Genomic DNA, 13,527 nt, shown 5'->3' on the forward strand with positions numbered 1-13,527 from the left:
GCTAGGTTTAATCGATTTTAATACAAATATTGACCGGCTCTGCGTAAAAATTAAGTGAGTGCTTACCACCTTCTCGACCTATACCAGATAGTTTTACACCGCCAAATGGTGCTCGCAAATCGCGTAAAAACCAAGTATTGACCCATACAAGACCAACATCTATTTGTGGGGAAACACGATGAGCTCGAGAAACATTTTCGGTCCATAACGCGCAAGCTAAACCATATGGCGTATTATTCACTCGTTCGATAACTTCGTCTTCATCATCGAAAATTGAAACATGACAAATAGGGCCAAAAATTTCTTCTTGATTCACTCTATTGTTGTCCTCTAACCCGCTAATTATTGTTGGTTCGATATAACAACCTTGATCGCGTTCATCATGAAATTTCGGCACACCTCCACCAATAATAAAGTTTGCACCTTCATCTTTTGCTAACTGATAATAAGCAAGCACTTTTTCTTGATGCTGTTTTGACACCAACGGTCCTAACAAAACACCTTCTTCTTTCGGGTAACCAATTTTTATCGCTGCCGCTTGTTGTTTTAGTTTTTCAATAAAATCATCGGCAATTTCGCGGTGCACGAATACTTTTTCTGTGCACAAACACACTTGACCACAATTAGTAAATGTTGAACGTGCCACGCCCGCAACGGCTTTATCAAGGTCAGCATCGGCAAAAACAATCGCTGAATTTTTCCCCCCTAATTCAAACGAGATTGGTTTCACTCCTTGAGAAACAGCGCGCATAATATGTTGCCCCGTTGCGCTTGCACCAGTAAAAGTAACGGCATCAACACTTGCATGTGAAGTTAAGTAGTCGCCAATATGCTTACCCCGTCCAAGTATTAAATTAAACACACCTTTAGGAACGCCAACTTCATCCATCACTTGTGCTAATAACACGGCGGTTGAAGAGGTTTCTTCTGAAGGTTTAAGTATCACACAATTACCACAAGCTAATGCAGGAGCTACTTTCCATGTTGCTAACAACAAAGGTAAATTCCATGGCGAGATCACAGCGACAACACCCAGTGGTTTATTAACAGAATAGTTCAGCGCTTTTTCACCCGAAGGGGTTTCAGTGATAAAAGTTTCGCCGGAATGAGTGCGTGCCATATCTGCAAACGCGCGAAAATTTGCCGCTCCTCGAGGGATATCAATGGTTTGCACTTGATGGAGTGATTTACCTGTATCGGCAATTTCCGCATCAATAAATTCTTGTTGACGTTCAACCATGCGATCCGCAATTTTATGCAGTAAATCGCAGCGTTGATTAACCGTCAATTTACCCCAAGGCCCTTTTAATGCTTGCCGCGCACTCTGAACAGCCATATCTATTTGTCGATTGTTTGCTTCGGCAATTTCAGAAATTTTCTGACCATTAACTGGATTAATATTGTCGAAATAACAATCGCTTGCAACAAACTGTCCGTCGATATAACAGTGTAATAAGGGATGAGGCAATGACGCAGACATTCAATTTCCTATCAATTTTGTTTTACACGTTATTAGTGTAGTAGGAATTTAACTGTAGCTTTTTAATATTGATAACAAAAATTATTAAATATAAGAATAATGATTCATTTTATGAATATGTCATAAATAAAAATAATGCGAGGATATTTACGTAACAATGATGTAAAACCGATAAACCTTGTACTAAGATTTGACTCAGCTTTTACTGGTCAGATACAACTGCGCTGCCCCAAGTAAAGCCGCATTTTCCAAGTCACTTTTTATTATTGTTAGGTTATTCGTGACCCTTTTATAAGGAAAGTTTGCTAGTGAACGCCATAACGCTTCAATAAATAAATGATAAGACTGCGCAACTGAACCGCCTATCACGATCACCTGCGGATTTAACACAAATAGAATGGTTGAGATCGCCTGTGCTAAATGCGCGCCAAATTGTTCAAAGGCCTCGAGTGCTTTAGACTCATTTTGCGCCGCTAATTTTGCTAACTCAGCCCCCGTCATTTGATAATGCTCAGTAAAAAATTTTCCCGAGCAATAATCATCTATAGTGCCATTTAAATAACGGATCCCACCTACTTCGCCAGCACTACAATTTTGCCCAGCATATAATTGCTGATTGAGAATATACCCTGAACCAAATCCGGTTCCTAAACAAATACCGACAACGTCTTGGTAGGGTTGTGCTCCACCAAAAGCATGTTCGCCGGCAACAAAACAATTAACATCGTTATTGATATAAATATCACATTGATAATGTGATGAAAGTGCCGCTTTTAAATGATATTGCTGCCACGCTGGAATATTAATCGCATCAAAAACGACACCTTGCTCAATATCCAAAATACAAGGCACACCAATAGCAATAGCATTGGTTGAGTCATTTTTCACACTGTCGATACAAAAAATAATAAACGCTAATATTGACGCTTCATTTTTATGTGCAGCAAAACTTCGCACGTTAGATTCTGCAATAACACCGTTTTGAAAACGGCCTGCGTTTATCGTTGTGCCACCAATATCTAAAGTGACAATAGAAGTAGAATTCATAAATACGCCAATTTTTTACATCATATCATTTCAAGTCAGTTCAGAGATTAAGCCTACAGGGAAATAATGTAGGCTCAATCCAAAGCAACAAGTTACTGAGATTAGTTCACAGTAAAGCTTCTACCAGCTCTTTGACCATCTGCAGATCTTGCTCTGACTTTGACAGGCAAACTGACGGCAACCGGCTTAGCATAACTTTGCCAATCACCGTTGGCTTGTTGGTATTCCAGTGGTAAACCCACTAAAGAGCTATTGATATGTAATTGGTTGTCGATTATTTTCGCACCAACCGTTGGAATACGATAAAACACGCCAAGCTTATCTAATTTAATCAGCTCTTTTTGCCCGATGGTATTACTAAACAACTGCCATTTTTCATCCCGTAACGCTTTTAATTCATCCGAGAAAACGTGACTATTTTGGTGATATTTTGCCCCTTGGTAATTATATGGAACTGACCAATCGGCATGATGCCAAGCACGCTCTGCCATAGCAATCATACGAGGGTAAAGCATATATTCCGCTTGATTTTCACTGCGAATGGTTTCACTCCACACTTGCCCTTGAACACCGATAACCTTGAATTGCTCTGGCAACGGTCGATGGATAATATTGCCAGCGTCATCTTTTTGTATGCTGTCATCAATTTCGAAAGGTTGACCAGAAGTATCGACGCGAAATTCCGCATGAATGGGTAAATTATCAGGCATAAAATTAAACACGTTTTGGCTATCAATACGACGTGAAGCCCAATTATAACCACGCTCTTTTGGGTCGACTTCATAGGGAAAATCAAAATAGAAAACATCAGGAATTGATAACACAACATTCCAACCGCGATGTGCCTGCTCGCTCACCATTTTGTGCGCGCCACCCGGTAAAGAACCCCAAATATAAGAATAAATGTCTTTAGGCATGTTCTCTACATGCGTTTCACCTAAACCATCATTCCAACCCCCCACCGAAATACCTTTACTGGCGATCATATTAGCAACACGTTCAATAAAATGTGCTCCTAAATGTTTAATATCATTAACCTCATTCGTTGTATCAGCTACCAATGCTTGACATGCCGGTGATTCTACCCAAGCTCCAGCCGTTTCATCGGCGCCAATATGATACATTTGCAGTGGATGTTCAGCCTGATTATGTAAAGCAATTAAATCTTCCAATACTCGATCAACAAAGGCATAAGAGGACTCCAAACAAACGTTGATCGTATTGTCGTTGTAATTTTGAATCGACATATATTCGGTTTTATCATCAAAATCACTTAATAAATATTTCGTGGCTGCTACTTCATTTTCTTGCTCGATAAATCTGCGGTAACGCGCTTCCATTGCTTTGATCGCTGCACGCGAATGTCCAGGCATATCAAGCGAAGGGATCACTTGAATATGATGTTCCTTGGCATAATGTAAAATATCGAGATAATCTTGGACGCTATAAAAACCATCTCTGTCCGCTGCGTCTGCGCCACCAAGTTGTGGCTGCATGCACGCTGTATCTGATAAGTCCATACAACGCATTCCACCAATTTCAGTTAACTCAGGAAAGCTCGGTAATTCAATACGCCAACCTTCATCTTCTGCCAAATGCATGTGTAGTTTATTTAACTTATAAGCCGCCATTTGCTCAATCAAACGAAACACCATGGCTTTATCATGAAAATTACGCGCAACATCTAAATGTTGACCACGATAGCTATATTTCGGTGCATCGTTTATCTCAACATAAGGAACCGTAAGCGTGTCTACCGTTAATAAACTTGCTAACGTTTGAACCCCATAAAATGCCCCCGCTTTATCGGCGGCATTAATGATAACGCCTGCATCAGAAACCGTTAAATGATAACTTTCTTTTGCCCCCGCCGTAGTATTCAGATCAGTAGCAATATTAACCTGAACTGGCACTCCTGAAGGTGATTGTGGCACACCGAGTTTGGTTAATCGAGTTAGCGCAGCACTGATATCTCTTTCATCAAGTCCTTGATATCTCAAAGTTAATCCTTTGGATAAATTTAACGACTGATTCTCTGTCAGGGTTATAGATTTTGGCGTTGGAATAACGCTCGCCGCTAGTGAAACGTTATCCACTTCACCAGCTTTATTATGCTCAAACAACCAGCCTGCATCAGCGTATTCGTTAATATCATTTGGATTCGCTTTAATTTGTTTAGCAATATTGTCATACGGGACTATCCAAGGGGTGAGTTCAAGTTGAGTCTCTGGATCAATTTTCGTGCGGGTACTATCAATCACCGCAGGCGTTAATTGTGGAGCCGACAGCCAATAATTCGGCATTAATTGTGAATGAGTTAAAACGGTTGCTGCCATCCAAATTTTTAAACTTTGTTTTTCGCCCGCCTTAAAACCAGTGAAAGCTGGTGTTGGTTTTATTTGATGAATATCACCGTTATGTAAGGCAATAGTAAAGGCGTCTGATTGACTGGCATAAATAGGATACACCTGTGAATATTGAATCGTCCATTGATTAACAGGTAAATCAACTGGCGAAGTAAAGTGTATATAAGCACTAAAACAATACTTGATCGCTTTACCATCTTTATCGGGACAATCAGTTTCTATATTACTCAATACTTGATATTTCACCTCAAGTGAAGCGGCCATTTGATCAAGCTGATTTTGATTTATTGCCGTTACTTCATTGAGTTGTTTATTACTTTCATCCACACTTTTTTTTGCCTGACCACAAGCAATCAAGGTGATTAAAGCAACACTTAACCCGCACTTTGCTACTATCGAACGTTTTATCATGTAATAACCTTTATCCATTTAAAATTTAGTAACTTAACAATTCTCTTTGCGATTAAATATCGGTAATGTTTTATTGGCGATCAAAGGTTTGGCCCAAAAACCTATAGAAAAAATATAGCCTAAAGTAAGATACACAACGATCATACCAATACGTAAATCGCCTGACAGATCCGCAATAAAACCTATCAATGGCGAAGCTAAACCTCCACCAACGATGCCTGTACATAAGATGCCAGCAAATGAGCCATGATGTACTCGTACAGAATTTAACGCGAGAGAGAAAATCACCGACCACATCACTGATAAGAAAAAGCCAACCAATGGAAAAGCCAATACCGCCACATCGCTTGTGCCAAATAATGCCGCGGTTAAAGCAAGCATAGCTCCCATAGAAAATAATTTAAGTACTAGCCGACTATCGAGTATTTTCACTAACGCTAACCCCAAAAAACAGCCTAAAGTTAACATCAACCAAAAATTACTAACGGTATTCGCGCCTACCGTCACCGGGTCTAAACCATGGTATTGTGATAAAAATAGAGAGATTACATTAGCAACACCTTGCTCAGTTCCTACGTAGGCGGCAATGCCAATAAAAAATAATATCAGGGTTTTATTTTTAAATAAGCCTTGATAGATTTGCCATGCACCAACTTGTTCATCGGCTTGTAATGTTACCTTCGGCAATTTTATGAGATATATAAACACTAACATCATCAATGAAATAATCGCGAATATCCAATACATCGACAGCCACGTCATCTTGGCGGGAACATTTGCCTGAAAAAACGCAAATATTCCAGAAACGTCTTCACTAGCCATTCCTTGTACAACAACGCTGTACACCATAGGACTTAAGGCCGCAGCACCACCAAATAATAATTGCGCCATCACCGAGTAAAAAGCAAAGTGCTCTTTGCCACCAGCAACTCTTAATAACGGATTAATAGCCACTTGTAACATTGCCATGCCAGTACCAATAAAAAACAAAGAGGCCATTGCCATGAAAAAGCTTGGAGTTAAGGCGAATAAAAAGGAGCCGAATGCAGACATAATAAAGGCAGATAACATTACAGGTTTTTCGCCATATTTATCAACGAGCATACCGGAAGGAATAGACATGACACCATACGCGGCAAAAAACGAAAAAGGTAGAAAGCCTGCCACGGCTAAACTGAGATCAAAATCATTCACCAACGAAGGAAATAAAGGTCCTAAAATATTGGTGATAAAAGAAATGGCAAAAAAAATGACTAAAACCAAAATCAGCGCGGAAACATTCTTTGTCATACTGTTTATTATTCCTATAAATTTTTTATCAAGCCGATAAAAGACTGTTGTGATCTCATGTTATTTTGCAAACTATGTATTGGCATTTAGCAATTAATTTACTCAGCTTCAATGCTATTAAGACTTCTACTGTCTTTCGCACTTCGACAGCTTTATTGGTTAAACACAATAAAGCTAAAGATTGATTGCGCAGCAACGCTTAAATTTTGATAAATATTTTTCGCTCATATAGCCACTTTGACATCCAACCAAAGAGCACGACATGACTCAAGGCAAAAACAAACGACGCTAGCTTTTCAGGTAAAAACGTGGCTAAACCAGCGAACATATATTGATGCAAACCTTGCTCACCTACGTGAAATAAACCGTAGCTTGCAACCCAAACCCAAGATAATACATAGATAAATAAAGGGTTTGTGCCGTAAATAAATAATGGTGTCATTGGTTTTTCAATGCGTTTCAAATCAATTAAGTAAACAAACAGTGCTAAAACTAAACAGGCAAAGCCTGTGGTGTAAATAACATAAGCACTGGTCCACAACGCTTTATTAATTGGTATGAAAACATCAAGCATCAAGCCTAGACCAATAGCAATAACACCTAATTGCAATAACTTAACTAACGACTGCTGTTTATTTTCACATTGGCTAATGAGCCGTGTAACCTCGAAGCCAAACAACACACTCACAATAGAAGGTAAAGTACTTAATAGCCCTTCGGGATCAAAAGCGACGCCAAAACCGCTATACATATGCTCTGCACCAAGAATGAAAAGATCAAATTCTCGCACTATATTCATTTCAAGACGATAAGCCCCGTCTCCTGCCAGCGTTAAAATAAAATGATATGCCACTAAAATAAGGCAAGAAAGCACTAACATTTGTTGTCGTTTAAGCGTCAAAACAATAAAAGCAGCAAAGATGTAGGCAATACCAATGCGTTGTAACACCCCCATAATGCGCAACGATTCAATCGAACTGGTAAATGGGTAAGCATTTAACGCTAAACCAATTAAGAACATGATAATGCCACGTTTGATAATTTTAATTCCGGCGTCAATATCAAGGATATAATCTTGCTTTTTAAACGCGAAATACATGGCTGAGCCAACAATAAAGAGAAAGAAAGGAAACACTAAGTCCGTTGGGGTAATACCATGCCAGCTCGCATGCAATAAAGGAGCATAAACAAATTCCCATGAACCTGGGGTATTCACTAATATCATTAAAGCAATGGTTAAACCGCGTAAGGCATCTAACGCTAAATAACGTTGCATAGTAATTTCCTATTGATAATTATCACCTTACTCACCTGTGAGCGAAGTTAATGCCATGAGATTAAGGGAATGAATAGGTTATTCTGCTATAGGCCTGTTATTAACAGATAAACTTTTCTCTCACTTTATGATACTTTTCTATCAACAATAATAAGAGTGCTTGCTATGAAGTTAATGTTTGAAAAAATCTTACCCTCAGAAAATTCATCATGGCGGTATTGGTTATACAAACTCGATAACATTGAGTTTAATTGGCATTATCATCCTGAATATGAAATTGCTTTAACCCTAAATAGTCAGGGACAGCGATATGTCGGTGATAATATCGAAAATTATCACGAGTTAGATATGGCGTTTTTAGGCCCCCACTTACCGCATACATGGTCTTCATCGCCAGCGGTAATCGGTAAGCCTCAAAAAGTATTTGTTGCGCAAATCCCCGTTCGTTGGCTTGAAAACTTAATGCTAAGTATGCCTGATTTAGCAGACTTTAAATCATTACTTGAACTCTCTCGAAGAGGGATAAAATTTAGTGAAGATACCGTCAAAAAATCAGCAAAGATATTCGCAAAAATGCAACAGGCCAATGCTTCGCAACGCTTTATCGGTTTACTGGAAATTTTTCAGTTAATGCTGGATGATAAAGACAAACAAGTGTTATCGAGTAATGGTTACAATGTTTCCGTCACCTCAGATGCTTCTACCGATAAACTCGATAAAGTGATCCGTTATATTCATGAAAATTACACAGGTAAATTACCAGCAGCTAAAGTTGCCAGCTTAATACATATGAGTACCAATCATTTTCATCGGTTTTTTAAACAAAGAACTGAGCAAACCTTCACTGAAGTGGTTAATCAATTACGCATTAGTAAAGCCTGTTCATTATTAATTAACTCACAACGCCCTATTGCCACAATCAGTGACACTTGTGGCTTTAATAATATTGCGAACTTTAATCGACGATTTTTACAATTTAAAGGGATGAGACCTAAGGAATTTCGACAAATTTATGCGGGAAAACCTGTCTAAAACGGTATGTGATAAAGCGATAAAGAGACCCCTTTATCGCTTTATTTCGAGGTATTACCCTTTGGCTTGGATAAGATGCACATCTCTTTGTGGAAATGGAATAGTAATGTTTTCACGATCAAAGGCAAGTTTCACCTCTTCCATCATACCGAAATAAACAGGCCAATAATTATCAGATTTCACCCAAGGACGAACTAAAAAATTAATTGAACTATCGGCATGCGCTGAGACAAATATATCAGCACCCGGCTCTTTTAAAATCATGTCGTTGTCATCCACTATTTTCGCTAAAATACCTTTAACTTTAGCAATATCATCTTGATAACTAATGCCAAACGTTAAATCAACGCGTCGCGTTTCTTCAGCAAAAATATTTTTCACACATCCATTAGACAATAATGCGTTAGGGATGATTACTCGTTGATTATCAAGTGTGCGTAAAATGGTATTAAAGATCTGAATTTCAACTACTTTACCGACAAAGCCTTGCGCTTCAATCACATCGCCCGCTTTAAATGGCTTGAAAAGTAGGATAAGAATACCACCAGCAAAATTCGCTAAGCTTCCTTGTAATGCTAAACCGATAGCTAGACCTGCAGCACCTAATACCGCAATCAATGAGGCCGTTTCAACCCCCACCATAGAAGCAAATACAATAACGAGAATCACTTTGGCAATAATACTGACAATACTTAATAAGAATTTATGAAGGGTGACTTCAACTTTCTTTTTCTTCATGCCTTTTTCAAACACCTTGAGGACCTTTTTAATAAGCCAAAGGCCAATAAAAAAGACCACTAACGCCATCAATAATTTCCCTCCCCATTGCACTGCCATTTCGCTAACAATGTTAAGGTAATGCTCAATTTTTTCTGTCGATTGTTCCATAATTTAGTAATTCCTATGCAGTGAAGTTAAAAATAGTGTAGTGGTTACTTACTGATTAATAAACTAAAAAAGCGAACATAATGTTCGCTTTTTGAATTCTTAATCGCTTAAAGTTGTTTAGAAGCTATACTGGTAGCCTAAAGTTAAACTTCTTGGCTTACCCACCATAATAGAGCCATGGGTTTTCGTTGATACGTATTCTTCATCCAATAAATTATCGATATTTAAAGTGATTTTTTGATTGTCAGCTAACGTGTATTGTGTTGAAAAATCAACCACAGTACGACTGTCGATACGGTCAGTTAATAAAGCATTCCCTTGACCTGCCACGGTACGAACTTCATCCGTATAACGAACTAAAACATGACTGCGCCAATGATCACCGACAACACCAACCGTTAATTGCAATTGATTTTCAGGCACATAGGGTAATTCATCACCAGCGATAACATCGCCCCATGTTTCTAACTGTGATGAGAAGTCATTTTTAAATTCAGTTTGTGTAAAGGTATAGGTTAAATCCACCGGAATAGTGACATTATTCGAGGCAAATTCGTATCCAGCTTTAACTTCTAAACCTGAAACTTCTACTTCACCGGCATTGTATTGATTACCAATATTATCATCATCACAACCTTGGCTCGCCGTACAATTACCGTGCATGTTGTCATAATCAGAGACAAACCATAACGCCTCACCATTAAATCCAGCTTGGTTATAACGCAGGCCTAACTCGTAGTTAATACTTTCTTCATTGTCTGTGTCTTCATTGCCTGGCGCAGGTGGCGCAAAACCTTTTTGCACACCACCTAAGATAATTAATTCATCGTTAACGCGATATGAAACCGCCACAGAAGGTAATAACACATCAACATTATTTTCCTTATGGCTTGGTGTTAAAGTACGGCCACTGTCTGATTTACCCCAATCATGACGTTCAATGGTCATATCTTCATAACGTAAACCCGCATTTATGATGAAATCACCTAACGTCACTTCGTCATGAACAAATAATGCTAAGGCTTGAGCACTATCGACACGGTTAGAATCTGTACCCGGTGCGCCAGCGCTAGTTTGTGACATGGTGAAGGTAGCATCGATCAAATACTTATCTACCCATTGAAAACGGTCCATTTCATCTTCGTGATATCGTGCACCAAACTTCACCTGATGATCACCAAAGTCGGCATCAAGCGTTGTTTGAATTCCTTTCGATAAATAAGCACGACTATTTGCTTTTATATCTACTGTCATCGCACTTTCTTCAAATGTTCCGGCATCAAATGCCGCCGCCGCTTCAATACCACCACTACCTAAACTGTCACCGTTTACTTTACTGGTTTTATACCAGTTTCGGCTGAAGTCATTGTAGTAGGCTGAACTTCCTAAGGTAAAACGGTCAGATAATTTAATATGATGATTAATCTGCAATTGTTTATGCTCTGTGCTCATATTATCTAATTGCGATGCCGAATAACGAGTATATGGATTTGCTTCAAAATCACCTTGCGTTAATCCCATATAAGTTTCATCTGAATCTTCATCAGAATATTTCACTTTAAACTCTAGCTCTTGATAATATTTAGCATCATTATCACTGTGAACAAGTACTTTCGCTAACAGGTCATTTTTAATAAATCCAGTTGCTGCATCGCTATGATTAATATCTTTAAATCCGTCAGCTTGATAACGAAACACCTCAAAAACTGTCGCGACATTTTTTCCTGAGCCACCAACAACACCATGTACTTTACCGTAACCATCTTCACCAGCACTTAAAGATAATTTGCCAGCTAATGCTTCTTCAGGAATTTGACGCGATAGCATATTAACAACGCCACCGGTAGTACGAGGGCCATACATAGCACTTGATGTCCCTTTAAGAATTTCTAATTGCTCCATACGACCAACTGTCGGAAAATAATACGCTGATGGGGCTGCGTATGGTGCTGGCGCCGCTAAAACACCGTCTTCCATAATCGTGACTTTTTCACTTCTATTTTGTCCTGTACCACGCATACCAATATTTGGACGAAGACCATAACCATCTTCTTCGAGAACGTAAACACCCGGTACAGCGGTAAGCGTGCGCATAATGTCAGTAAAATCAAACTTTTCTAGTTCATCGGTAGAAATAACGTGTGCACTACCTGGAATATCATTAATGGCAGTATCAGAACCAAAAATAGTCAAATGTTCCATGTCATCATTATCACCAGCAAAAGCAACCGAGGAGAATGCGGAAACAACCGCTAAAGACAACATAGCGGGTTTAAAGTTTTTTGAAAAGCGCATGAAGTAAACCTTGATAAAAAGTCAGTAAAGATTAATTGCGCGCATTTAAACACAATAACAAATGAGAATCAATATCATTACCATTAGTTTTACTTATACAATCCTTATTCTTTGATCTCGCGCATAATTAAAGAAGATAAGCAAAATTGATAAAGTCGAGTAAAAGCAATTAATTATCATATATACCGAGATGCTTGTTTATTTAAAGACAATTGCTTGATAGATTATCTAAAAAAAGAATAAGTGGAACGCCCTTGTCCACAATTAAATTGATTACGAGCCTTCCATGAGCAAAATAGCTTTTATTACTGCAGCACCTGAAACTATCAGTGCGTTTTTACTGGCTTATATTAAAGCGTTATCGATTCATCATGACATACACATCATTACTTCATTACAGGATGACCAATCAATTAGAGGGCTTGATAGTAAAATCACTGTTCACAAGGTTAATATTCAACGTGATCCTAAAATCTTTGCTGATTTAAAATCGTTGGCTGTACTTTACCGTTTGTTCAAAAAAGAGCGCTATGAATTAGTTCATTCGTTTACGCCAAAAGCAGGGCTACTCACGCAACTCAGTGCCTTTATGGCACGTGTTCCTATACGGCTTCATACCTTCACAGGCCAAGTGTGGGCGACCAAACAAGGCGTTGCTCGCGCAGTACTGAAAACTTTAGATCGTATTACGGCAAGGTTAGCCACATATTGTTTAATTGATAGCCCTTCGCAAAAAGCCTTTTTACTGAAAGAAAAACTGTTAACCGACAAACAATGTAGCGTATTAGCTTCGGGTTCAATTTCTGGGGTAAATATTGAAAAATATCGCTTCTCACAAGAAAATAGAACGCAGTTAAGGATTAAGCACCATATTGCTGATGATGACTTTGTCTTTATGTTTGTCGGCAGGTTAAAAAAAGACAAAGGCGTACCTGAACTATTAGCTGCATTTCAGCAGATCAATCATGATGACAAAGTGAAACTATTCATTTTAGGATCAGACGAAGAAAATTTAAGCGAACAATTTAACCAAATCGCCAATCTTCATTATTTAGGCTTTACCCCAAATGCCGAAGATTACTATGCTTTTGCTGATGTTTTATGTTTACCAAGCCATAGAGAAGGTTTTGGCAATGTTATTATTGAAGCAGCTTCCTGCCAACTTCCTGCACTAGCTTCAAATATATATGGGTTATCCGATGCGGTAGAACATAATGGCACGGGAATTTTGCACCCAGTCAAAGATCAACAAGCCATTGCAACGGCAATGCAGTCATTCATTGACAATCCAGACAAGTTAAACGAAATGAGAAAAAGGTGTCGAGCGAGAATTGAAGAATCTTTCGACGAAAAAATACTCGTCCACGAATTTATGCATTTTTATCAAACATTAGGATTGAAGTGATCACATTAATGTTATTTAAACGTGAATGGCGTACAAA

The 13,527-nt window shown here is 38.6% G+C and carries 9 protein-coding genes; 2 read left to right on the top strand and 7 right to left on the bottom strand.

Features of this window, described 5'->3' with window-relative positions; genetic code table 11:
- Positions 1-7: 7 nt before the first annotated feature.
- The 5 genes from RM573_RS10730 to RM573_RS10750 all read right to left on the bottom strand — a co-directional run bounded on the left by RM573_RS10730 (position 8) and on the right by RM573_RS10750 (position 7,870).
- Positions 8-1,480, bottom strand: coding sequence for a 2-hydroxymuconic semialdehyde dehydrogenase (locus tag RM573_RS10730; protein WP_311581510.1), 1,473 nt, complete (start codon positions 1,478-1,480; stop codon positions 8-10).
- A gap of 195 nt (positions 1,481-1,675) precedes the next feature.
- On the bottom strand, positions 1,676-2,527 hold the full coding sequence (locus tag RM573_RS10735; RefSeq protein WP_311581513.1) for an ROK family protein: 852 nt from the start codon (positions 2,525-2,527) through the stop codon (positions 1,676-1,678).
- Between the two features lie 101 nt (positions 2,528-2,628).
- A complete protein-coding gene (locus RM573_RS10740) occupies positions 2,629-5,304 on the bottom strand; it encodes a beta-N-acetylhexosaminidase (protein WP_311581515.1) in 2,676 nt (891 codons plus the stop codon).
- 33 nt (positions 5,305-5,337) lie between these two features.
- Positions 5,338-6,594 (bottom strand): MFS transporter, encoded by a 1,257-nt coding sequence (locus RM573_RS10745; protein WP_311581517.1) that lies wholly within the window; start codon positions 6,592-6,594, stop codon positions 5,338-5,340.
- Between the two features lie 199 nt (positions 6,595-6,793).
- Positions 6,794-7,870, bottom strand: a complete 1,077-nt coding sequence (locus RM573_RS10750) for an acyltransferase family protein (protein WP_311581519.1) — start codon at positions 7,868-7,870, stop codon at positions 6,794-6,796.
- A 165-nt stretch (positions 7,871-8,035) separates the two neighbouring features.
- On the opposite strand from RM573_RS10750, the gene RM573_RS10755 reads away from it, so the two are divergent.
- Complete coding sequence (locus RM573_RS10755) at positions 8,036-8,902, top strand: AraC family transcriptional regulator (RefSeq protein WP_311581521.1); 867 nt, start codon at positions 8,036-8,038, stop codon at positions 8,900-8,902.
- Positions 8,903-8,956: 54 nt separating this feature from the next.
- Here RM573_RS10755 and RM573_RS10760 read toward each other — a convergent pair whose 3' ends face one another.
- Together RM573_RS10760 and RM573_RS10765 are read right to left on the bottom strand one after the other, a co-directional pair.
- On the bottom strand, positions 8,957-9,790 hold the full coding sequence (locus tag RM573_RS10760; protein ID WP_311581523.1) for a mechanosensitive ion channel family protein: 834 nt from the start codon (positions 9,788-9,790) through the stop codon (positions 8,957-8,959).
- A gap of 117 nt (positions 9,791-9,907) precedes the next feature.
- Complete coding sequence (locus RM573_RS10765; protein WP_311581525.1) at positions 9,908-12,085, bottom strand: TonB-dependent receptor family protein; 2,178 nt, start codon at positions 12,083-12,085, stop codon at positions 9,908-9,910.
- Between the two features lie 286 nt (positions 12,086-12,371).
- Here RM573_RS10765 and RM573_RS10770 point away from each other — a divergent pair, with 286 nt between their 5' ends.
- Positions 12,372-13,490, top strand: coding sequence for a glycosyltransferase family 4 protein (locus tag RM573_RS10770; protein ID WP_311581527.1), 1,119 nt, complete (start codon positions 12,372-12,374; stop codon positions 13,488-13,490).
- Positions 13,491-13,527 lie beyond the last annotated feature (37 nt).

The organism is Thalassotalea castellviae, assembly GCF_031846185.1.
Lineage (GTDB): Bacteria > Pseudomonadota > Gammaproteobacteria > Enterobacterales > Alteromonadaceae > Thalassotalea_H > Thalassotalea_H castellviae.